The sequence below is a fragment of the Achromobacter sp. AONIH1 genome, assembly GCF_002902905.1.
Classification (GTDB): Bacteria; Pseudomonadota; Gammaproteobacteria; order Burkholderiales; family Burkholderiaceae_B; genus Achromobacter.
In genome coordinates this window covers 4036639-4059069 of the sequence record NZ_CP026124.1, presented here as the reverse complement: position 1 = coordinate 4059069, position 22431 = coordinate 4036639, and the positions used below count along the sequence as shown (strand labels likewise).

The window sequence follows — 22431 nt, the reverse complement described above, 5'->3', positions numbered from 1 at the left end:
CCCCGGAGGCGATCATGACACGCCCTATCGGCTTTTCCTTCCTGCGGCCCCTGGCCGCGGCCGTCCTGTTCGCCACGGGCGCGGCCCAGGCGCAAACCTATGCGCCGCCGCCCGCCCCCGCCTATGACGCGTCGGACCCCGCCAACGCCAACCTGGCGCCGGTGGACCGCAGTCCCACCCCGCCGCCGCCCCTGCCCGTCTACACCCAGCCGCCGCCGCCCGCCGACGGCTATATCTGGGTGCCCGGCTACTGGAGCCTGAACCGCAACGGCTACTTCTGGGTGCCGGGCGCCTGGGTGCTGGCGCCGTACACCGGCGCGCTGTGGACGCCGGGCTACTGGGGTTTCGTCGACGGCATCTATCTGTGGCACGCCGGCTACTGGGGGCCGCACATCGGCTTCTACGGCGGCATCAACTACGGCTTCGGTTATATCGGCATCGGTTTCGTGGGCGGCTACTGGGATCACGACCGCTACTTCTACAACCGGGCCGTGACCAATGTGAACGTCACCCACATCACCAATGTGTATACGCACAATGTGGTGGTCAACAACATCGACAACCGCCGCATCAGCTACAACGGCGGTCCGAACGGCATCCGGCGCATGGCCGACCCGCGCGAGGCCGCCGCGCGCAACGAAGCCCACATTCCGCCCACCGCCGCGCAGCGCAGCTTCGCGCGCTCGGCGGGCGCCGACCGAGGGCAGTTCTTCCAGCACAACCAGGGCCGCCCGCCGCAGGCCTTCGTGGACCATGGCCCGGCGCCGGGCGCGGGACCGCGTCCCGGCGGCGCGCCGAATGCCGGCCCGGGACAGCGCCCCATGGGCGGGCCGAATGCTGGAGGGCCGAATGCGGGCGGGCCGAATCGAGGCGGACCGAACCCCGGCGCGCCGCAAGCCGGCCGGCCCAATCCGGCCGGCCTGAACGCCGCCGGCTTCAACCAGGGGCCCGCCGCCCCTGCGCAGCACCCAGGCGGCAACGGCCAACCAGGCTTGCACAACAACGAGCGCCCCGCGCAGGGACCGGCGGCCTCGCCCAATCCCCGGCCGCAGTTCCAGGCGCCGGCGGCCGCCCCGCAAGCCCAGGGCGCGCCCGGGGCATCGCCGCGCATGCAGCGGCCCGAGCACGGCCCCGACAATCTGGCGCAACCCGTGCGCCACGATCGCCCGCAGCCGGCGCGCGTCGAAGCCCCCCGTCCGCCGCCCGCGCGCATGGAAGCGCCCCGTCCGCAGCCGGCGGCCAGCGCGCCGCATCCATCCAGGCCGCCGGAACAACGGCACGGCGAGGAACGCGGCGGCGGCGAACGGCGCGGCAGGGAGTAAGCCCCGTCCGGCTTCGCGGCCAGGCGCTGGACCCTGGCCGCGCGCGACGCTACAGTGACTCCGGCTCGCCGTGCTCGACGCGCCCCTTCCTTACATCCTGCTTCCGGAGTTCGCCATGAATCGCCTCGTCGCCCGCCTGCTGCTTTGCGGCTTACTCGCCAGCCCCGCCGTCCACGCCGCGCTGCCCGCCGGCGCGCCCGCGCCGGACTTCAGCACGCAGGCCTCGCTGGGCGGACAGGTCTATGCCTTCAAGCTGAACGAAGCGCTCAAGCAGGGGCCGGTGGTGCTGTATTTCTTCCCCGCCGCTTTCACGCAGGGCTGCACGATCGAGGCGCACAACTTCGCCGAGGCGACCGATGAATACAAGGCGCTGGGCGCGACGGTGATCGGCGTGTCCACCGACAACATCGACACGCTGAACAAGTTCTCGGTCAGCGAATGCCGGGGCAAGTTCGCGGTGGCCGCCGATGGCGACGGCAAGATCATGAAATCCTACGACGCGGTGCACGACCGCCGGCCCGAGATGGCCCAGCGCGTGTCCTATGTGATTTCGCCGGCCGGCAAGGTGCTGTATTCGTACACCGACATGAGTCCCGAACACCATGTCGCCAACACGCTGCGCGCGTTGCGCGAGTGGAAGGCCGGCAAGCTCTGAGCGCATCTGGCCGCCGCAAGGCAAGCGGCGGCGTGCGGTCAGGCTAGGCCCAGGGCCAGACCGTGGGATGCGTGCCCGGCGGACAGGACGGCCGGGTCCAACGCGCCGGCGTCCGCGAGAACTGCGCGGCGTGGCGCAAGGCGACCAGTTCGCCGAAGCCCGACGCTTCCGTTTGCAGGTAGGCATCGATGGCCGGCATGGGCGTGGCCAGCCCGCCCTCGATGCGACCCAGGCCGCGCAGCCAGTGCGCGGTCTGCGCCAGCGACACGCGCACATGCCAGCTGCCGCCCTCGGTGGCCTGACGCGCCAGCGCGGCCTGCGCGGCGAAGGCCATCAGATAGCCGGAAGCGTGGTCCAGGATCTGCATGGGCAGCGGCTTGGGCGTCGGCTGCCCGGCGGCCTGGGCTTCGGCATGATTGAAGCCGGACGCGGTCTGCACCAATGAGTCGAAGCCCCTGCGCCTGGCCCAGGGGCCATGCTCGCCGTAGGCCGACAGCGACACATAGACGATGCCCGGCCGGATGCGCGCCGCGTCCTGCGGGCCGAAGCCCTGCGCCGCCATGGCGCCGGGCCGGTAGCCCTGCACGAACACGTGCGCGCTGCGCAGCAGGTTGCCCAGCGCGATGCGGCCATCGGCCGTGTCCAGGTCGGCGAACACGGACAGCTTGCCCCGGCTGGTGTCGATGATGTTGTCGATGTTCGGCAGATTCGGGGAATTCACCAGCATCACGTCGGCGCCATAGGCGGCCAGCGCGCGGCCGCAGACCGGGCCGGCGATGATGCGGGTCAGGTCGAGCACGCGGATGTCCGTGAGCGGACGCGGATCCTGACCATACTTGGGCAAGGGACGCGGATCGGCCTCGCCGATGCGTTCCAGCGTGAACAGCGGCTGCGCGGCAACGGCCTGCCCTTGCGGATGATGATCCCATTCATCGAAGCTGCGCATGGCGGCGACCACCATGCCGGCGTCGGCGGCGGCCTGTTCGAAGTCGACGGCGGTCCAGCGCGCCAGCGCCCGCTCGACGGCCGCGCGGGTCGTGCCTTCGCCCGGCGGGCAGCCCAGCAGGGCAAGCGCGCCGTCGCGGTGGTGGGGGAAGTTGGCGTGGATGCGGACCCAGCCGCCGTCGCCGCAGCGATAGGCGCCCGTGATCGGATCGAACGGATCGAGCGTGACGCCGTTGATGCGAAAGTAGCTGCGGCATTCCTGGGCCGCGTGCAGCATGTCGACGCTGACCTGCTGACGCGCGCCGCCGCGCAGATGCCAGATCTCGGCGGCGGCCAGCGCGGCGGCAGCCATGCTGGTTTGCGCCGCCTGTCCGACGGCGAAGGACGAAGGCAGGACGGGATCGGCGCCGGTCAGCGACACCTGCGCCAGCGCTTCATCGGGCATGCCGGCCGCTTGCCAGAGCGCCTGCAGGACATTGCGCGATGTGGTGCCGGAGGAGGAGCGTCCCTTCAGGAAGGACGGGCGGAGGTCCATCAGATTTCCCATGGCGTCAGTCATCTTGCGGTGGTCGTCGTTCCGATTACATTGCCCAAGGTCCGGTCCGTCAATACGCGAACGGCGCGAGCGTGTTTCATGGTTTGACCAGATACCGCCGCCCGCGTGCATCGCGCCCGATCGGCCGGTCACATCTGCTCGTAGTTTTTACATCGGCTGCCAGGCAGCCGCGCCGGCGCGCGGACCGAAGCGCGCGGGATAGAATGCCAGCCTTGCCGCAGACCGGCATGAACCCACGCCCCTACGCCCTGGAACGTCCCATGCATACGCTGTTCTGGCTGCGCACCGATCTGCGCGCGCACGACAATCCCGCCCTGGCCGCCGCCGCGCGTGACGGCACGGTCACAGCGCTGTTCCTCGCAGCGCCCGGACAATGGAAACTGCATGGCGACGCGCCGGCCAAGGTCGACTTCTGGCTGCGCAACCTGCATGCGCTGTCGCGCGACCTGCAGGCCCGGGGCATCCCCCTGAAGCTGTTGACGGTGAACGACTGGCGCGAGGCGCCGGATGCCATCGCGCGCTTCTGCGCGGACCACGGCATCGCGCGGGTCCACGCCAACGCGGAGTGGGGCCTGAACGAACGCCGCCGCGACGAGGCCGTGGCCGCCGCGCTGGGCGAAGCCGACGTGGAATGGACCCTGCACCAGGGCGGCACGCTGCTGCCGCCGGGCTCGGTGCTGACCGGCAAGGGCGAGTGCTACCGCGTCTACACGCCCTATGCGCGCGCCTGCCGCGAGAAGCTGCGCAGCGCGCCGCTGGCGGCAGTCGCCGCGCCCCGTCCGCAGACGCCGCCGGCCTGGAGCGCGGACGCGCTGCCGAACCGCTTCGACGGCTTCGACCCGCCTTCGGACGCGGTGCGCGCGCTCTGGCCCGCCGGCGAGGATGCCGCCGGCGAGCGGCTGGCCGGCTTTGTCGACGAGGCCATCGAGTCCTACCAGGGCGACCGCGACTTCCCGTCGCGACCCGGCACGAGTTGCCTGTCGCCCTATCTGGCCGCCGGCGTGCTGTCGGCCGGCCAGGCGCTGCGCGCGGCGCAGGCGGCGAACCTGGGCGAGCTGGACAGCGGCAAGGCCGGCATCGCCACCTGGATCAATGAACTGCTGTGGCGCGAGTTCTACCAGCACCTGCTGGCCGCCTATCCCGAGCTGTCGATGCACCGGCCCATGAAGCCGGAAACCGCCCACGTGCCGTGGCGCGACGCGCCCGAGGACCTGCTCGCCTGGCAGGAAGGCAGGACCGGCATCCCCATCGTCGACGCCGCCATGCGCCAGCTGCTGGCGCTGGGCTGGATGCACAACCGGCTGCGCATGGTGACGGCGATGTTCCTGTCCAAGAACCTGCTGATCGACTGGCGCCTGGGCGAAGCCTGGTTCATGGCGCATCTGGTGGACGGCGACCTGGCCGCCAACAACGGCGGCTGGCAATGGAGCGCGTCCACCGGCGCCGACGCGGTGCCCTACTTCCGCGTGTTCAATCCGCTGTCGCAATCGCGCAAGTTCGATCCGGACGGCGTGTTCCTGCGCGAATGGCTGCCCGAGCTGGCGCACCTGCCCGGCGACGCCATCCACGACCCCAGCCCGATGGAGCGCGCGGCCGCCGGCTACCCCGCGCCCATCGTGGACCTGGCCGGCAGCCGGCTGCGCGCGCTGGAAGCGTTCGGCAATCTGCCGCGCGCCTGAACCGGCGGGCATCGCGCGCCGGTTCCAGGGTCCGAGGCGCGCCAATACCGCGCCGCCGGGACGCGCCCCTTGCCGCGCACCCAAAGCCGACCATCACATCACGCCGCGCCTCGCTCCGCGCATTTACGTTTTGCATAATTTTCAAATATCTTGACCTAAATCAAGATCGCCCTGGCGTCCGTCCCCGATGATCCGGCTGCAACTCGCCAACGCCCATCACAGGACGACAGACGCATGCGCAACAACCAGCCGGTGTACGACCAGGAATACACGCTGCACGATGAGCAGTATCTGATTTCCCGCACGGATGCGCGCGGCCGCATCATCTACGCCAACCCGGCGTTCGTTGAGGTCAGCGGTTTCTCGCGCGAAGAGCTGGTGGGCTCGGCCCACAACATCGTGCGCCATCCCGACATGCCGGAAGAGGCCTTCGCCGACCTCTGGCGCACCATCCAGCGCGGCGATTCGTGGACCGGCGTGGTCAAGAACCGGCGCAAGGACGGCGGCTATTACTGGGTGCTGGCCAACGTCACGCCCATCATGGAGCGCGGCGAGACCATCTGCTACGCCTCGGTGCGCGTCAAGCCCACGCGCGAGCAGGTCGAGGCCGCCGAGGCGGTCTATGCGCGGCTGCGCAGCGGCGCGCGCGGCGTTCGCCTGAGCGCGGGCCAGCCCAAGCCCACCGGGCTGCGCGGCCTGCTGGCGCGGCTGATGCTGTGGCGCCTGACGGGCGTGCGCTCGCGCATGCTGGCCTGGGCCTGCCTGGCCTGCGCGCTGTTCCTGGGCGCGTCCGGCGTGGCCATCGCCGCGCTGTATGACAGCATGGACACGCGCGAGCTGGCCGCCGCCGGCGCGCTGCTGGCCGCCGGCGTGGCGCTGATCTTCGCCTCGGGGTGGGGCTTCGCGCGCTCCATCACCGGCCTGCTGGTCACGGCCACCGATTTCACCCGGCAGATCGCGGCGGGCAATCTCAGCACGCCGCTGCCGCCGGCCAGCCTGCGCGACGAGATCGGCGCGCTGAAGTTCTCGCTGGAAGTGATGCGCAAGAGCCTGGTCAGCATCACCCGCGACGTGCACCAGGGCATCGAGAGCGCGCTGCATTCGGCCGCCGAGATCGCCGACGGCAACGCCGACCTGTCGGCGCACACGCAGCGCCAGGCGGCCTCGCTGGAAGAAGCCGCCGCCAGCATGGCGCAGCTGGCGTCCACCGTGAAGCAGAACGCGTCCAGCGCCTTCGAGGCCGACCAGAAGGCCGGCCAGGCCACCGACGTGGCGCGGCGCGGCGGCGAGGTGGTGGGCGACGCGGTCCAGGCCATGCAGGGCATCGTGCAGAGCACGTCAAGGATTTCGGAGATCGTCGGCATCATCGACGGCATCGCCTTCCAGACCAACATCCTGGCGCTCAATGCCGCCGTGGAGGCCGCCCGGGCCGGCGGCGCCGGCAAGGGTTTCGCGGTGGTGGCGGCCGAGGTGCGCAGCCTGGCGCAGAAAAGCGGCACGGCGGCGCGCGAGATCAAGGAACTGATCGAGACATCCAACCAGCGGGTGGCCGAAGGCGTGCGCCACGTGGAGCGCGCCGGCGACGCCATGCTGGACATCGAGACATCCGTGAAGCAGGTGACGCAGATCGTCAACGAGATCGCCGCCATCTCGTCCGAGCAGCACACCGGCATCGACAACGTCAGCCGCACCATTTCCGAGACCGACACCGCGGCGCAGCGCAACGCGGCGCGGGTGGAACAGGCCAGCCTGGCGGTGGACAATCTGCGCACGCGCGGCGCGCACTTGCGCCATGCCATCGAGGTGTTCAGGGTTGCCGGCGCCCAGGGCGCCATGCCCAGGCGTCCCATTGCGCAGGCCGAGCCCCTGCCCTCGCCGCGCAGGCAGATTCCGCTGCTGGAACGGCAGCTGCCCTGAAAACAGGCGGGAACCTTCGCCCGCCGCCCGTTACCCACGCTCTTTACCCCGGAGCGTGACATGCAAGCCAACGCCGCCACCGAGCTGAGGGACTGGATCGGGCAGATCGAATCCGCGCTGGGAGTCATCATCAGCGCCACCGACGAAGGGGCGTTCAGCCTGTATACGCGCGGCGACCGCGCCATCTTGATCGAGCCGGTGCGCGGGCAGCCGGCATTGGTGCTGACGGGCGCCTTGTCGGAAACCGACGAGACCATGTCCGCCAACCTGTTCCGGGCCTTGCTCGCGGCCAACGTAGTGCCCGGCATGGCCTATCCCAGCAGCATCGGGCTGCATCCTGCGGAACAGACCCTGATACTGCGCCTGCTGTGGGCGCCGGCGCAGGACGATTGGCGGGGCGAGGCCTTTCTTGAGCTGCTTGCGGCCTTTGGCATGCAGGTCGATGCGCTGGCCGGCGCCATCGCCAGCCGCCAGATCGAGAGCCTGCTCGCGCAGGCGGCAGATCTGCCTGAGCCGGCCTTGTCTGACGAAGTCCAGCAGTTCATTTGATCGGGGAAACGCGATATGAGCACGCCGTTCAACAATATAGGCGCCAGCCTCATCCCCGTGTTCAATACCCACGCCAGCGCGACCGAATCGCAGCGCGGCGCGGGCGACGCGCAAAAGACGCTCAGCGATTCGGCCAGCGCAATGAATGCGGTCGGCGAAGCGTTCGTGCACAAGGACACGCCGAAACATCTCTTCGGCCTCGTGCAGCGCCAGCTCGGCATCGGCAGCGCCACGCTCGGCTTCGTCAAGGGCTGCCAGGAAGGAGACGCGGGCGCCGTGATCTCCTCTGGCTCCACCCTGGCCAGCGGAATCGTCAAGGGTCCGCTGACGGACGCAATGAAAGAGACGCTGGATGTGTCCACGCCCAAGAAGCCGCCGGGCATCAAGTTCGGCTTGATCGCCGACTCGGTGGAAATGATCGTGGATATCGGCAAGGGCGTGCAACAGAACGACCTGAAGCAGGTCGCGCTGAGCAGCGTGAAACTGGGCGCGCACGTGCTGACCAAGGGCAGCCCGTTCGCCATGCTGACGCTGAACCTGGGCATGGATGCCGTCGACACCATCGCGAAGGATCCGCAGGGCTATTCACGCTATCTCAACCAGACGCGGCAGCTGGCGCGCGCGGGCGCGACGCTCGACGACGCGTTCGGCGGCCCGGTCTAGGCTTGCTTGTCCAGCCGCTTCATGAAGACCTGCAGTTCCTTCACCACCTGCTGGTCGCCGCGCGCCCGCGCCGCTTCCAGGCCGGACTCCCAGGCCGCGCGCGCGCCGGCCTTGTCGCCCTGCCCCAGGCAGGCCTTGCCCAGCCACTTCCAGGCCACCGAATAGTCGGGATCGAATTCCAGCGCCACGCGCAGATGCCTTTCGGCGTCGCCGTAGCAGTCCTGCTCGGCGTAGGCCTTGCCCAGCGAGAAGCGCAGCAGCATGTTGTCCGTACCCTTGGCCAGCATGGCCTCCAGGCGTTCGGTCATTCCTTGCATGGTCGGGCTCCTTGTGCGTGCGGCGGTGGCGTCAGCGACATCATAGGCGGGCGGCGCGGATAAATCGGCAATGGCCCCGCTTGATACAGGGATAGCGCGTCGGCCGGACAGCCCTGCCCGCGCCCTGCCGGCCCGGCGACAACCATCCGTTTCCGTGCGTTTCAAGTCGCGGCGAAACGGGAATGTCCGGGCGATGATCGCGTCATATGCTTGATCGCGCGCCCTTTTCCTGGTGTCCGTCCATGCCCATCTTGCACCGCCGCATTCTGCCGTGTCTTGCCCCCCTCCTGCTGCTGCCGCTGGCGGCCGCCGCGCTGGCCCAGCCGCCGGCGGCGGACCCGGCGCGCGAGGCTGCGCTGGTCAACCGCATCACCTGGGGCGCCACGCCGGCCGAGCTGGCCCGCATCCGCGAACTGGGGCCGGAGCGCTATCTCCAGGCCCAACTGCACCCCGCCCCCGGCGCCGCCCTGCCGCCCGAGGTCCAGCGGCGCATCGACGCCCTGCCGATCTCGCGGCAGTCGGACGAGGATGCGCAGGCCGAACAGCGCCGGCTGCGCCAGGACGCCAAGGACCAGACGCCCGACGCCCGGGTCCAGGCGCAGCGGGACGCGCGCGTGATCGCCCGCGACCGCGCCGACGCCACGGCCGACCGCGCGGTCTGGCGCGCGTTGTACTCGCCCAACCAGCTGCAGGAGCAGATGACCTGGTTCTGGATGAACCACTTCAACGTCTACGCCCCCAAGGGCGACGTGGGCGCCTTCATCGGCAGCTATGAAGACCGCGCCATCCGGGCGCACGCGCTCGGTAAGTTCCGCGACCTGCTGGCCGCGACCATCCGCTCGCCGGCCATGCTGCTGTACCTGGACAATGCGCAGAACGCGGCCGGCAAGATCAACGAGAACTATGCGCGCGAGCTGATGGAGCTGCACACGCTGGGCGTGAAAGGCGGCTATACGCAGGCGGACGTGCAGGAGCTGGCGCGCATCCTCACCGGCCTGGGCATCGGCCGGCCCGACGAGCCGCCCAAGCTGCGGCCCGAGCTGCGCGCGCAGGTGGTGCAGGACGGGCTGTTCCTGTTCAATCCGGCGCGCCACGACTACGGCGACAAGCAGTTCCTGGGCCACCGCATCGCCGGCGCCGGCCTGGCAGAAGTCGACCAGGCCGTGGATCTGCTGGCGCGCCATCCGGCCACCGCCCATTTCATCAGCGCCAAGCTGGCGGCCTATTTCCTGGGCGACGCGCCGCCGCCCGCGCTGGTCGACAGGATGGCGCGCACCTTCCTGGCCAGCGACGGCGACATCGCCGCCGTGCTGCAGACGCTGTACGCCTCGCCCGAATTCGCGCGCTCGCTGGACGCCGGCGTGTTCAAGGACCCGGTGCACTATGTGTATTCGTCGCTGCGGCTGGCCTATGCCGGCATGCCGACCATCGTCAATCCCCGGCCCGCGCTGAACCTGCTGCGCCAGCTCGGCCAGCCGCTGAACCAGCGCCTCACGCCCGACGGCTACCCGCTGGCGCAATCGGACTGGGCCGGCCCCGGCCAGATGACGGCGCGCTTCGAGACGGCGCGCGCGATCGCCGCGGCGCCGCCGAACTTCTACCGCGATCCCGCCGAGAACCCGCAGCAGCAGCAGCAGCAGCAGCAGCAGCAGCAGCAGCAGCAGCAGCAGCAGCAGCAGCAGACGCAGCAGCCGCCCTCGCCGCGCCTGCCCGACCTGCTCAAGGCCTATGCCGGCACCGGGCTGTTCGACCGGCTGTCGCCCGACACGCGCCAGGCGCTGGCGCAGGCCGCCAATCCGCGCGACGTCAATACCTACCTGCTGGCCTCGCCGGAATTCATGCGGCGCTAGTCCCCGCCCGCACAACACGGCCCCGTCCGCCCCGGAGATCCTCATGCACCGTCGCCACCTGCTCCAACTCATGGCCGCCGCCCCCTTCGCGCTGGGCGCCGGCCGCCTCTACGCCGCGCCGGCCGCGCGGGACAACCGGCTGCTGGTCGTATTCATGCGCGGCGCCTACGACGCCGCCAGCCTGCTGGTGCCGGCCGCCAGCGACTTCTATTACGAGTCGCGGCCCACCATCGCCATCCCCCGCCCCGGCAGCGGCGCCGACGCCGCGCTGCCGCTGGCCGACGGCTGGGCGCTGCATCCCGCGCTGGCCGCCAGCCTGATGCCGTTCTACCAGCGCCGCGAGCTGGCCTTCCTGCCCTTCGCCGGCACCGAGGACACCAGCCGCAGCCATTTCGAGACGCAGAACCGCATCGAGCTGGGCCAGGGGTTGGACAAGGGCGGCGCAGGCTACGGCTCGGGCTTTCTGAACCGGCTGGCGGGCGTGCTGGGCGATGGGCGCGGACAGGCCGCCGCCTTCACCGAGGACGTGCCGCAGATCTGCCGGGGCGCGGCCCACGTGCCCAACGTGGACCTGGGCGGCGCCAGCCGCCAGTCGCGGCTGAACGACAAGGACAACCAGGCCATCGCGTCCATGTACCGGCGCACCGAGCTGAACGCGACCGTGGCCGAGGGCCAGCGCATCATGAGCGCGGCGCGCCAGGAAATGGACGCGGAGATGCAGGCCGCCAACGGCAACGCCGTGTCGGCCGACCGGCTCGAACAGGAGGCGCGACGCATCGCCCGCTTCATGCGCGACCAATACAACCTGGGCTTCGTCGACGTGGGCGGCTGGGACACCCACGTGGGCCAGGGCGGCGCCAGCGGCGCGCTGGCCACGCGGCTGGGCCAGCTGGGACGCGCGCTGGCGGCCTACGCCGACGCCATGGGCGATGCCTGGAAGCGGACCACGGTGGTGGTCATCAGCGAATTCGGCCGCACCTTCCGCGAGAACGGCAACAAGGGCACCGACCATGGCCACGGCACCGTGTACTGGGTGATGGGCGGCGCGGTGCGCGGCGGGCGCATCGCCGGCCGCCAGGTCGAGGTGCGCCGCGACACGCTGTTCCAGGACCGCGACTACCCGGTGCTGAACGAGTACCGCGCCGTCTTCGCCGGCCTGTTCGCGCGCCTGTACGGACTGGACGCGGCGCGGCTGGCGCAGGTGTTTCCGGGCGTGCGGCCGCTGGACCTGAAACTGGTCTGAACGCGGCCGCAAGCCCGCCAGCCCGGCCGGGACAAAGGCTGATTTCCACGATGCCGACAGGGCATTGCTCGCGACGCGGCGACGCCTTGTTCTAGAATTCGTGGGTTTCCCATGCCGCCAGGCCCCTTTCCCAGGGCCGCGCCCTTCCCGGCTCTTTCCATGCCCTTGCACCTCATCGCGCTGGCCGCCGCCGCTTTCGGCATCGGCACCAGCGAATTCGTCATCATGGGCCTGCTGCCCGACGTGGCCGCCGACCTGGGCGTGTCGATCGACATTACCGGCCTCTTGATCACCGGCTACGCCATGGGCGTGGTGATCGGCGCGCCCATCATGGCCATCATCACCGCCCGGCTGCCGCGCAAGACCACGCTGATCGGGCTGGCCAGCACCTTCGTGATCGGCAACCTGCTGTGCGCGCTGGCGCCCGGCTACGCCACGTTGATGGCGGCGCGCGTGTTCACGGCCTTCTGCCACGGCGCCTTCTTCGGCATCGGCGCGGTGGTGGCCGCCGACCTTGTGCCGCGCAACCAGCGCTCCAGCGCCATCGCGCTGATGTTCACCGGCCTGACGCTGGCCAATGTGCTGGGCGTGCCGCTGGGCACGGCACTGGGCCAGGCCGCCGGCTGGCGCTCGACCTTCTGGGTGGTCAGCGGCATCGGCCTGCTCGCGGTGGCGGCGCTGGCGGCCTGGCTGCCGGCCCGCATCCCGATGCAGCCCGGCAACATCCTGCGCGAATTCAAGGTGCTGCGCGATCCGCGCGTGCTATGGCCGCTGGCCGCCAGCGTGCTGGCCTCGGCCGCCCTGTTCTGCGTGCTGACCTATATCGCGCCGCTACTGCGCGACGTGACCGGCGTGTCCGAGCGCGGCGTCACCGGCGTGCTGCTGCTGTTCGGCGTGGCGCTGACCGTGGGCAGCACTCTGGGCGGCCGGCTGGGCGACCGCAACCTGGAATTCTGGCTGACGCGCATGTTCGCGGGGCTGGTGCTGGTGTTCCTGGCGCTGTCGCAGGCGGTGCACGCGCTGGCGCCCATGCTGGCGCTGGTGTTCGTCTGGGGCACGCTGGGCTTCGCGCTGGTGCCGCTGCTGCAGACGCTGATCGTGGACCAGGCGGCCGAAGCGCCCAACCTGGCGTCCACGCTGAACCAGGGCGCGTTCAACCTGGGCAACGCCGGCGGCGCCTGGCTGGGCAGCATGGCGCTGGGCAGCGGCCTGCCGCTGACCGGCCTGCCCTGGATGTCCGCCGCCATCGCCATGGCGGCGCTGCTGCTGACGCTGTGGGGCACCCGCCGCCACGGCCGCCGCGCGGCTACACTGGCCGGACAAGCCGGCGGCGAAGCCCTGCCGCTGCGCTCGAACGCCTGACCAGGAGTCCCCATGAGCACGATCTACGATTTCTCCGCCCGCGGCATCGACGGCACCGAGCAAGCGTTGGACCAGTATCGAGGCCGCGTGCTGCTGGTCGTGAACGTGGCGTCCAAGTGCGGTTTCACGCCGCAGTACGCCGGCCTGGAAACGCTGTACCAGGCGCACCGCGACGCCGGCCTGACGGTGCTGGGCTTTCCCTGCGACCAGTTCGGCCACCAGGAGCCGGGCTCCGAGGAAGAGATCCGCGCCTTCTGCTCCACCAAGTACGACGTCAGCTTCCCGCTGCACGCCAAGATCGAGGTCAACGGCGCCAACGCGCACCCGCTGTACCGCTGGCTCAAGGGCGAGAAGCCCGGCGTCTTCGGCACCGAGGGCATCAAGTGGAACTTCACCAAATTCCTGGTGGGCCGCGATGGCCAGGTGATCCGGCGATACGCGCCCACGGACACGCCGGCCGGGATCGAGAAGGACATCCTGCGGGCGCTGGCCGCGCCGGCGGGCTGAGATCGCCAGATCCTCGACGCAAGCCGGCCAGAGCCGGCGTCAGCCGCGTCTGGCGGGATCGAGCGCGATGGCGGCAAGGTCCACATACCGGAACTCGGACCGGGCCCGGTCGACCGCGTCCATGTCCAGCGTGACGGTCAGGGCCTGCGGCTGCTCCGTGCTGGCGATCGCGAGCACGCGCCCGAACGGATCGGCCACCTGGCTTTCGCCGCTGAACGTGTACCGGTCGCCCGCGCCCACCCGATTGGCCATGAGCACATAGACCTGGTTTTCCAGGGCCCGGACCGGAACGACGCGACGGTGCACATGCCCATGGGGCTTCATCATGCCGTCCAGCACGAGGATGATTTCAGCGCCCTTGTTCGCCAGCATGCGCGCGGTCTCGGGGAATTCGATGTCGAAGCAGATCAGCAGGCCCACGCGGATGCCGTTCCAGCGGCATACGGGAAACTCGGCGCCGGGCTTGAACACCCCAAGGTCGGACTCATAAAGGTGCGTCTTGCGGTAGCTGAGAAGCAGCCCGCCCTCGTGATCGATCAGCACGGCGGTATTGTAGAAACGCTCGCCGTCGCGTTCGGCCAGCCCGATCGCCGCGCTGACGCCGGCCTGCCGGGCGGCGTCCCGCAGCGCGGAAAGGGATGGCCCATCCAGCGGCTCCGCCAGCCGGGCCACGTTCTGCGGCGTGGGAAAGCCCGGGATGTATGTTTCGGAGAAGACCACCAGATCCACCTGACCGGCGCACTGCGCGATGAGGGCGAGCGCCTGATTCAGATTGGCGGCGACGTCGCCATCGCCCAGGGTCGACTGGATCAGGCGGATGCGAGGCCCGTTCATTGCTCGATCTCCGCGATGTGTTGGGCCATCGACGCCAGGTCGCTGTCGCGGATGCCCGCGATGACGCGCTCTTCCGCGCGCAGGTCGATGGAACGACCCAGCGCGAGGTAGACCGATCCGGCGACGAGCAGGCCGACCAGCCAGGCGATATCCACGCCGTGCATCCGTTGCGCGAAATACCCCACGAAAATGGCCTGCCCCGACGCGGCATCGACGATATGGAAGAACGGCACCATGCTGGCGAAGCCGATCAGATAGGCGGCGATGCCGCGCGCCTGCCAGGCGCCATAAATGCCCTTCGGCGTGAAGAAATGCGGGATCGCATAGCGTCCCTTGCGGACCAGGAAATAGTCGACCAGGTTCACCGCCGTCCAGGGCACCAGGAAATAAAGCAGCAGCACGAGGAACGTGCTCAGCAGCGCGATGCCATTGCCCCGGGCCAGCAGCGCGCAGGCAAGCAGGACGCCGCTGATGGCCAGTACCGCCGCAACGCGCGCGCCTCGGGTCGGCCGGATCCTGCGGAACGAATCCACGGCGGTCAACAGCGTCAGCATCGCGCTGTATGTGTTCAGCGCGATCACCGGCAGGAAGCCCGCCACCGACACGATGACGAAAACCCGGCCCAGGCCGGGATACAGGGCCGAGCCCACATCATTCAACGCCACCAGGGCATCCGACGCTTGCAGCCGTTGCGCGAGCCAGGCGCCCAGGCCGATCATCCAGGCGCCGGACAGCGACGCCCCCAGGAAGATCGCGGCGATCAGCCTTGCCCGGCGGGTATCCCGGGGCAGATAGCGCGAGTAGTCGGACACGTAGGGCGCATACGAGATGTTGTAGCTGGCGCTGATCGCGAACTGCGTCAGGAACGCCACCCAGCTGAATCCGGGATACGCCGGCGCGGCCGCCGGGCCGTGGCCGACGCCCAGGGCCAGCGCGACGGTCGCCAGCGCATACAGCGGCAGCGCGGCCATCAGCGCCCACTTGAATGCGCGGTGCATCAGGTCGTGCCCGTAGATCGCCAGCAGGCCGCCCGCGACGACGACGGCGATCGCCACGGCGGCGGGATCCAGTCCGAAGACCAGATTCAGGCCGCCCATGATGAGCGAGACGTTGACCACATTGAAGCCGACGAATACGAACAGCGTGGCCGCCAGCGCCAGCGCGACGCCTCGGTAGCCGAACTGCGCGCGCGACTGGATCATCTGCGGCAGCCCCATCTCCGGCCCCTGCGATCCATGGAATGCCATGAAGACCGTGCCGAACATGACGCCCAGCGCGCCGGCAAGCGCGGTCCACGCCGCCGACAGGCCCATGCCCGGCCCGACGAAGCCGATCGAGATCGTGAAGAAATGAAGGTTTCCCAGAAACCAGAACGGCCCCTGGCTGCGCAGCTTTGCGCGCCGCTCGTGCCCGGGGATGTAGTCGATCGATCGGCTTTCTATCCCGCGCCCCGATTCCGGGCCGGCGAGGCTCGCGCTGTGTGGTGCATCCATGTTGGGCAATGTCCTGGCCAGGAAGCGCTCTGACCGGGCTCGCCGACGATTCGGTTTGCGGGCAGAGGCAGTGGTCGGCATTACCCTAGGCCCATCGCAACGGACAGGCCATGGGATATTTTCGAATTCACAGGCAGGATTTGTCGGACTTTGCATCCGAAATGGCTCGCTCCCTGGCGCCAGGGACCGGCCGGCGTGCCGGCAGACGGGCCAGCCGCCATCACCGCAACGGCGGCAACCTGCGCCGCACCGTGCGCGCCTTGACGATGGACGTGTTGGTCTCGGCGTATTCCGTCACCCGCTCCAGGATCCCGTCCAGGTGCGAGATCGAGCGCAGCACCAGCCGGGCGATGAAGCAGTCGTCGCCCGTGACCTTGTCGCATTCGATGAAATCCGGGATCTCCTGGATCAGCCCTTCCACGTGCCGCAGCTGGCCCGGCAAGGGGCGGATGCGGACGATGGCTTCCAGCGTGTAGCCCAGCGCGACCGGGTCCACGTCGACGGTATAGGCGCGGATCACGCCGGAATCTTCCAGGCGCCGCAGCCGGTCCGCCACGCTGGGCGCCGACATGCCGACCTGGCGCGCGAGGTCGGCGGTGGTGGTGCGGGCATTGGCCGACAGCATCTCCACCAGGCGGCGGTCGATACCGTCCAGGACCGGGTTTTCATTCTTTAGGTCGTTTTGCATATATTCCACCTAAAAGAAGGTTGGAAAATAAAAATGCCGAAACCTCATCATATAACCAGCTTTATCTGCCTGGGATAATTTCTCCATCAAACATCAGCGCCGGCGCCCTGTCCGGCTGGAGAGATCATCATGAACCCGAATTCCGAACGCGTGGGCCTGGCGCAGATGGCCGCGGCCATGACCCTGTCGGGCACCTTGGGCGTGTTCGTGCTGGAGTCCGGGCAGAGCGCCTGGAACGTGGTGTTCTTCCGTTGCCTGTTCGGCGCGCTGTCGCTGCTGGCGTATTGCTGGGCGCGCGGCCTGCTGCGGCCCGGACTGTACACGCGCCGCACGCTGGCCCTGGCGCTGGCGGCCGGCGCCGCGCTGGTGCTGAACTGGGTGCTGTTGTTCTCGGCCTACCGGCTGGCCTCGATCTCGCTGGCCACGGCGGTCTACAACGTGCAGCCCTTCTTCCTGATCGGGCTGGGCGTGCTGTTCCTGGGCGAGCGGCCCAGCGCCGGCAAGCTGGCCTGGTCGCTGGTGGCCTTCGCCGGCCTGCTGCTGGTGCTGCGACTGTGGGACGCGCGCGCCGACGGCGGCGACTACCTGGCCGGGCTGGCTCTGGGCCTGGGCGCGGCCGCGCTGTATGGCGTCACCGCCGTCATCGTCAAGCGCCTGAAGGCGATACCGCCGCAGGTGCTGGCGCTGACGCAGGTGACGCTGGGCGCCGTCATGCTGCTGCCCATGGCCGATTTCAGCGCCCTGCCCGCCTCGCCGCTGCAATGGAGCTACCTGGTCGCGCTGGGGCTGGTCCATACCTGCCTGATGTACATCCTGATGTATTCCGCCATCCAGAAGCTGCCGACCACGTCCACCGCCGCGCTCAGCTTCATCTATCCGGCCGTGGCCATCCTGCTGGACCTGCTGGTGTACGGCCATCGCATGGACATGGCGCAGATCGCCGGCGTGGCGCTGATCTTCCTGGCCGCCGCCGGCGTCAGCCTGAACTGGAGCTGGCGCCTGCCGCGCGGCCGCGCCGGCCACGGCGCCGCTTCCTGAGGGGCCGCCCCATAACCGCGCGCGCCCCCCGGTTATTGGGGCGCGGGCCTGCGCGTCCCCGCTATCATGGCCTTCCCCACCCGCCGGCCATCACCGGCGGGGCCCAGGGCGCACCGCGCCCTGACCGCAAAGGACACCCGCCATGATCGATCTCTATTACTGGACCACCCCCAACGGCCACAAGATCACGCTGTTCCTCGAGGAAACCGGCCTGCCGTACCGCATCCATCCGGTGAACATCAGCAAGGGCGACCAGTTCAAGCCCGAGTTCCTGGCCATCGCGCCGAACAACCGCATCCCCGCCATCGTGGACCAGGCGCCGGCCGACGGCGGCGGTCCGCTGTCGCTGTTCGAATCCGGCGCCATCCTGCTGTACCTGGCCGAGAAGACCGGCCGCTTCCTGCCCGCCGACCTGCGCGGCCGCCAGGAAGTGTCGCAATGGCTGTTCTGGCAGATGGGCGGGCTGGGCCCCATGGCCGGGCAGAACCACCATTTCTCGGGCTATGCGCCCGAGCGCATTCCCTATGCCATCGAACGCTACGTCAAGGAAACCAACCGCCTGTACGGCGTGCTGAACAAGCGCCTGGCCGACCGCGAATTCGTGGCCGGCGACTATTCGATCGCCGACATGGCCGCCTATCCCTGGATCGTGCCGCACGCCAAGCAGGGCCAGGACCTGAACGACTTCCCGCACCTGAAGCGCTGGTTCGACGCCATCGCCGCGCGTCCGGCGACCCGGCGCGCCTATGCGCTGGCCGACCAGATCAATACCGCGCCCTCGGTCGGCGACGAGGAATCGCGCCGCATCCTGTTCGGCCAGACCGCGCAGAACGTAGCGCGCTGAGGGGTTCGCGATGTCCATTCCAACCCCGCAGTTCCGCCGCGCGCGCGCCGATGACCTGCCCGCCATCGTCGCCCTGCTGGCCGACGACGCGCTGGGCGCCACGCGCGAGGATCCCTCGCTGCCCGTCAACGCCCGCTACCAGGACGCGTTCGCCGCCATCGACCGCGATCCCAACCAGTTCCTGGCCGTGGTTGAGCTGGATTCAAGCATTGCCGGCTGTTTGCAGTTATCGTTCATCCCCGGCCTGTCGCGCCTGGGGTTGTGGCGCGGGCAGATCGAAAGCGTGCGCATCGCCGCCGGACTGCGTGGAGCCGGCCTGGGCCGCGCCATGTTCGAATGGGCAATCGCGCAGTGCCGCGAGCGCGGCTGCGGCCTGGTGCAGCTGACCACCGACCGCGCGCGGCCGGACGCGCGCCGGTTCTACGAGAGCCTGGGCTTCGCGGCCAGCCACGACGGCATGAAACTGAATCTAGAGCATTAGAAAGGAGCGCCCATGCATGGCGAATACAAGGTCCCCGGCGGCAAGCTGGTCGTGGCGGACGTGGAGGTGCGCGATGGCCGGCTGGCCGACGTGCGCATCAGCGGAGACTTCTTCCTGGAGCCGCCCGAGGCGCTGGAAGCGATCAATCGCGGCCTGACCGGCATGCCGGCCGACGCCGGCGAGCTGGAGCTGGCGCTGGCGGTGCAGTCGGCCCTGCCCTCCGACGCCGAGATGTTCGGCTTCTCGGCCGAGGCCGTGGCCGTGACCTTGCGGCGGGCCCTGGCATGAGCGCGAACCGCAGCGACTGGAACGACTACGACTGGCAGCTGATCCATGAAGGCCCGCAGCCGCCGGCGCTGCACATGGCGCTGGACGCGGCCATCACCGACGAGGTCGGCGCCGGGCTGCGCCCGCCCACGCTGCGCATCTGGGAATGGGCCGAGCCGGCCGTCGTCATCGGCCGCTTCCAGTCGCTCAAGAACGAGGTCGACCCCGACGGCGCGCAGCGCCACGGCATCACCGTGGTGCGGCGGGTCAGCGGCGGCGGCGCCATGTTCATGGAGCCGGGCAATTCCATCACCTATTCCCTGAGCGTGCCGCAGGCGCTGGTGCAGGGCATGAGCTTCCAGGAGTCCTATGCCTTCCTGGACGCCTGGGTGCTGGAAGCGCTGAAGAGCCTGGGCATCAAGGCCTGGTATCAGCCGCTGAACGACATCGCCTCGGACCTGGGCAAGATCGGCGGCGCGGCGCAGGCGCGGCGTTCCGGCGCGGTGCTGCACCACGTCACCATGGCCTATGACATCGACGCCGATAAAATGGTGGAGGTCCTGCGCATCGGCCGCGAGAAGCTGTCGGACAAAGGCACCACCAGCGCGAAGAAGCGCGTCGACCCGCTGCGCACGCAGACGGGCCTGGCGCGCGCCGATGTGATCCAGCGCATGGTGGACACCTTCGCCGGCCTGCACCGCCTGAGCCCCGGCCAGATCGGCGAGGCGACGCTGGCGCGCGCGCAGGCCCAGGCCGACGAGAAGTTCTCGACGGCCGAGTGGACGGCGGTCGTGCCCTGAGCGCGGTCGCCTTGGTATTGCCCCGTTTTACCTGGAGGTTCCTGTCTATGCGTCGCACGTTCACGCACCGAGGCGCGGCTGGCGTCCTGTCCCTGGCCGCCGCGCTGGGGCTGGCGGGCTGCGGCAGTTCGCCGCCCGCCAACATCACGCTGGCCGCGCCCGCCGCTACGTCTTCAACCCCGGAGAAAGTGGGCGACCTGGCCACCGAGCGCATCAAGTGGGCGTCCAACAAGCCCGACTGCAAGGGCGACTGCCCGCGCATCGAGATCGACAGCGTGGCCTTCCCCGGCATACCCAAGCTGACGGCGCTGGTCGACCACGTGCTGGCCTACATGACCGGCACCGACGCCCAGCGCCGCGGCCCCTATGAAACGCTGTCGGAATACACGCAGTATTTCTGGCAGACCGCGCGTCCGCGCGATGCCACCTACTTCAAGGCGCGCGTGCGCGACACGGTCGGCGGCGTCGTCGCCATCGAGCTGCACACCGAGCAGTTCCTGACGGGTTCGGCCCACGGCATTCCCGCCACCCAGTTCCTGAACTGGGAGCTGGGGCGAGGCCGCGTGATGGCGCTGGACGAGGCGCTGATTCCCGGCCGCCGCGCCGAATACGTGGCCGCGCTGCGCCGGGCCCACGCCAAATGGCTGCAGGGCAACGCCGAGGCCCGCCGCGACCCGGCGGCCTACGACAAGATGTGGCCGTTCCAGGAGAACGACAACTACGCGCTGACCCGCGACGGCATGGTCATCAAGTATCCGGCCTATTCGATCGCGCCTTACGCGCAGGGCGAACCGGAGATCAGCATTCCATACTCGGAACTGCGCGGCATCCTCAAGCCCGAGCTGCTGCCGGCGTCCTGATCGCGCCGGCCGGCCGACGCGCCGGCCTGAGCCCCCGAGGCGGCGCCGGCGGACGGGCCGACGCAAGCGCGCCGGCCGCCCAAATGAAGATCGCCCCTTGTGAACTGACCCCCAGAAGTTGGACGGTCAGCTAAAGCCCGAAGGCCTGAGTTCGGTATTGCACCGGGCTCAGGCCTTTTAGCTTGAGCTTGATGCGGTCGTGGTTGTAGTACCTGATGTATCGCCGGATACCGGCTTCCAATTGGTCGATATTGTCGAAGCGATTCAAATGGAAGAACTCCGCCTTGAGGGTGCCGAAGAAACTTTCCATGGCCGCGTTGTCCAGGCAGTTTCCCTTGCGTGACATGCTCTGCGTTATCGATCGGGCCTCCAGCATCTGACGGTAGTTGAACTGCTGATACTGCCAGCCCTGATCGGAGTGCAAGACGGGTCTGTCGGTGGGGCTGAGCCGAGCGAGCGCTTTCTTGAGCATAGCCCCCACGAGCTTGAACATCGGTCGACGACTGGTTTCGTAGGCCAGGATCTCACCGTTGTACAGATCCATCACCGGTGACAGATAGAGTTTTTGGCCGCGAACGTTGAACTCGGTCACATCGGTTACCCATTTCTGGTTCGGCCTGTCGGCCACGAACTGGCGCGCCAACAGATTCGGTGCCATTAGGGCAGGGCCGCCTCGATACGAGCGATATTTCTTCGGGCGTACCAAGGATTTCAGCCCGAGCACCTGCATCAGCTTCTGCACCGTCTTGTGATTCACGCACTGGCCTGCCTGGCGCAAGGTCGCGGTGATGCGCCGGTAGCCATAGCGCCCCTTGTGATGCGCGTAGACAGCCCCGATTCTGCCTTTGAGTTCGGCATGCTTGTCAGCGGCCTGGGCCTGCCTGGCCTGGTAGTAATACGTGCTGCGCGCCAAGCCCGACGCCTTGAGCAAGGCCGCCAACGGGTACTGTGGCCTCAACCCAGTCACGGCTTGCGCTTTTTGCGCGCAGCCGCACGCTTTTCCTGGATCAAGGCATCGAGTTTTTTTAAGTACGCGACCTCGGCGCGCAGTTCAATCAACTCCTGATTCTGCCGGGCAATGATCTGCTTATCGTCCAGGTCGGCGGCTGGAGCTTGGGGCTGGGGTGGCTTGTTGCTCATGGTCTTGGGACGGCCTGTACGAAGGCGACGCAGCGCGTCGATACCTCCAGCATGATACTGGCGTGCCCACTTACCAATATGCGCCGCGCAGCGTATGTCGAATGCCGCCGCCGTCTGCGTCTGTGACCACTGCTCGCGCCACATCCGCTTGAGTACCTTCAGCTTGAACGCCTCGTCATAACTCGCGCTCTTGCGGCGCAACCCTGGCAGACCGTGCGCCCGGTAACTATTCACCCAGCTCCTGACCGTCCCATGGCCCACACCATGCTCAGCCGCCAACGCCTTCAAACCCAGCGGCCCTGACAGATACTGCTTGACGATCTTGAGCTTGAAACCCGCTTCGTATTTCGTCATGTAAAAACCCCCGAAGGTTGGAGTTCGTCCAACTTTCGGGGGTCAGTTCATTGCGGGGCGATCTCCT

22 protein-coding genes and 2 pseudogenes are annotated in these 22431 nt (G+C 68.9%); 17 read left to right on the top strand and 7 right to left on the bottom strand.

What is annotated here, in order from left to right; all coding sequences use genetic code 11:
* The first annotated feature begins 14 nt into the window (after positions 1-14).
* On the top strand, positions 15-1322 hold the full coding sequence (locus tag C2U31_RS18655) for a YXWGXW repeat-containing protein (RefSeq protein ID WP_103274136.1): 1308 nt from the start codon (positions 15-17) through the stop codon (positions 1320-1322).
* 115 nt (positions 1323-1437) lie between these two features.
* Positions 1438-1977 carry a peroxiredoxin gene (locus C2U31_RS18650; protein ID WP_103274135.1) on the top strand — a complete coding sequence of 180 codons (540 nt, stop codon included), beginning with the start codon at positions 1438-1440 and terminating at the stop codon, positions 1975-1977.
* A 43-nt stretch (positions 1978-2020) separates the two neighbouring features.
* Here C2U31_RS18650 and C2U31_RS18645 read toward each other — a convergent pair whose 3' ends face one another.
* Positions 2021-3469 (bottom strand): CoA transferase, encoded by a 1449-nt coding sequence (locus tag C2U31_RS18645; RefSeq protein WP_103274134.1) that lies wholly within the window; start codon positions 3467-3469, stop codon positions 2021-2023.
* Positions 3470-3705: 236 nt separating this feature from the next.
* Here C2U31_RS18645 and phrB point away from each other — a divergent pair, with 236 nt between their 5' ends.
* The 4 genes from phrB (at position 3706) to C2U31_RS18625 (ending at position 8286) form a co-directional block, all read left to right on the top strand.
* Positions 3706-5157 (top strand): deoxyribodipyrimidine photo-lyase, encoded by a 1452-nt coding sequence (gene phrB / locus C2U31_RS18640; RefSeq protein WP_233772417.1) that lies wholly within the window; start codon positions 3706-3708, stop codon positions 5155-5157.
* A 234-nt stretch (positions 5158-5391) separates the two neighbouring features.
* Positions 5392-7074, top strand: coding sequence for a PAS domain-containing methyl-accepting chemotaxis protein (locus tag C2U31_RS18635; protein ID WP_103274132.1), 1683 nt, complete (start codon positions 5392-5394; stop codon positions 7072-7074).
* 60 nt (positions 7075-7134) lie between these two features.
* Positions 7135-7623, top strand: coding sequence for a type III secretion system chaperone (locus tag C2U31_RS18630; protein ID WP_103274131.1), 489 nt, complete (start codon positions 7135-7137; stop codon positions 7621-7623).
* A gap of 15 nt (positions 7624-7638) precedes the next feature.
* On the top strand, positions 7639-8286 hold the full coding sequence (locus C2U31_RS18625) for a hypothetical protein (protein WP_103274130.1): 648 nt from the start codon (positions 7639-7641) through the stop codon (positions 8284-8286).
* Here C2U31_RS18625 and C2U31_RS18620 read toward each other — a convergent pair.
* On the bottom strand, positions 8283-8603 hold the full coding sequence (locus C2U31_RS18620; RefSeq protein WP_103274129.1) for a hypothetical protein: 321 nt from the start codon (positions 8601-8603) through the stop codon (positions 8283-8285). The genes C2U31_RS18625 and C2U31_RS18620 overlap by 4 nt on opposite strands.
* 242 nt (positions 8604-8845) lie before the next feature.
* Here C2U31_RS18620 and C2U31_RS18615 point away from each other — a divergent pair, with 242 nt between their 5' ends.
* The 4 genes from C2U31_RS18615 (at position 8846) to C2U31_RS18600 (ending at position 13565) form a co-directional block, all read left to right on the top strand.
* On the top strand, positions 8846-10453 hold the full coding sequence (locus C2U31_RS18615; protein WP_233772416.1) for a DUF1800 domain-containing protein: 1608 nt from the start codon (positions 8846-8848) through the stop codon (positions 10451-10453).
* 43 nt (positions 10454-10496) lie between these two features.
* Complete coding sequence (locus C2U31_RS18610; RefSeq protein ID WP_103274127.1) at positions 10497-11696, top strand: DUF1501 domain-containing protein; 1200 nt, start codon at positions 10497-10499, stop codon at positions 11694-11696.
* Between the two features lie 159 nt (positions 11697-11855).
* Complete coding sequence (locus C2U31_RS18605) at positions 11856-13058, top strand: MFS transporter (protein ID WP_103274126.1); 1203 nt, start codon at positions 11856-11858, stop codon at positions 13056-13058.
* Between the two features lie 12 nt (positions 13059-13070).
* On the top strand, positions 13071-13565 hold the full coding sequence (locus C2U31_RS18600) for a glutathione peroxidase (protein WP_103274125.1): 495 nt from the start codon (positions 13071-13073) through the stop codon (positions 13563-13565).
* A 39-nt stretch (positions 13566-13604) separates the two neighbouring features.
* On the opposite strand, the gene C2U31_RS18595 is transcribed toward C2U31_RS18600, so the two are convergent.
* The 3 genes from C2U31_RS18595 to C2U31_RS18585 form a co-directional block, all read right to left on the bottom strand.
* A complete protein-coding gene (locus C2U31_RS18595; RefSeq protein WP_103274124.1) occupies positions 13605-14399 on the bottom strand; it encodes a carbon-nitrogen hydrolase family protein in 795 nt (264 codons plus the stop codon).
* Positions 14396-15892: a cytosine permease gene (locus tag C2U31_RS18590; RefSeq protein ID WP_103274123.1), complete on the bottom strand. Its 1497-nt coding sequence runs from the start codon at positions 15890-15892 to the stop codon at positions 14396-14398. The genes C2U31_RS18595 and C2U31_RS18590 overlap by 4 nt, the downstream gene beginning before the upstream one ends.
* 220 nt (positions 15893-16112) lie before the next feature.
* Positions 16113-16580: an Lrp/AsnC family transcriptional regulator gene (locus tag C2U31_RS18585; protein ID WP_103274122.1), complete on the bottom strand. Its 468-nt coding sequence runs from the start codon at positions 16578-16580 to the stop codon at positions 16113-16115.
* Positions 16581-16709: 129 nt separating this feature from the next.
* On the opposite strand from C2U31_RS18585, the gene C2U31_RS18580 reads away from it, so the two are divergent.
* From C2U31_RS18580 to C2U31_RS18555, 6 genes are all read left to right on the top strand, one after another.
* The gene (locus C2U31_RS18580; protein WP_103274121.1) at positions 16710-17618 is read left to right on the top strand and encodes a DMT family transporter; all 909 of its coding nucleotides are present in this window, start codon (positions 16710-16712) and stop codon (positions 17616-17618) included.
* Positions 17619-17760: 142 nt separating this feature from the next.
* Positions 17761-18462 (top strand): glutathione binding-like protein, encoded by a 702-nt coding sequence (locus C2U31_RS18575; RefSeq protein WP_103274120.1) that lies wholly within the window; start codon positions 17761-17763, stop codon positions 18460-18462.
* A gap of 10 nt (positions 18463-18472) precedes the next feature.
* Entirely contained in the window at positions 18473-18943 is a 471-nt protein-coding gene (locus C2U31_RS18570) for a GNAT family N-acetyltransferase (RefSeq protein WP_103274119.1), read from the top strand.
* 12 nt (positions 18944-18955) lie between these two features.
* Complete coding sequence (locus C2U31_RS18565) at positions 18956-19231, top strand: lipoate protein ligase C-terminal domain-containing protein (RefSeq protein WP_103274118.1); 276 nt, start codon at positions 18956-18958, stop codon at positions 19229-19231.
* Positions 19228-20010, top strand: coding sequence for a biotin/lipoate A/B protein ligase family protein (locus tag C2U31_RS18560; protein ID WP_103274117.1), 783 nt, complete (start codon positions 19228-19230; stop codon positions 20008-20010). Before C2U31_RS18565 ends, C2U31_RS18560 begins: the two co-directional genes overlap by 4 nt.
* 47 nt (positions 20011-20057) lie before the next feature.
* Entirely contained in the window at positions 20058-20870 is an 813-nt protein-coding gene (locus tag C2U31_RS18555) for an RsiV family protein (protein ID WP_103274116.1), read from the top strand.
* 130 nt (positions 20871-21000) lie between these two features.
* Here C2U31_RS18555 and C2U31_RS31270 read toward each other — a convergent pair.
* Positions 21001-21843, bottom strand: a pseudogene (locus C2U31_RS31270) (IS3 family transposase); the annotation flags it as partial.
* A gap of 105 nt (positions 21844-21948) precedes the next feature.
* On the opposite strand from C2U31_RS31270, the gene C2U31_RS31265 reads away from it, so the two are divergent.
* Positions 21949-22065, top strand: coding sequence for an MYXO-CTERM sorting domain-containing protein (locus tag C2U31_RS31265; RefSeq protein ID WP_369869788.1), 117 nt, complete (start codon positions 21949-21951; stop codon positions 22063-22065).
* An 8-nt stretch (positions 22066-22073) separates the two neighbouring features.
* Here the strand turns inward: C2U31_RS31265 and C2U31_RS31260 are convergent.
* Positions 22074-22364: pseudogene (locus C2U31_RS31260) on the bottom strand (transposase); the annotation flags it as partial.
* Positions 22365-22431: the final 67 nt, after the last annotated feature.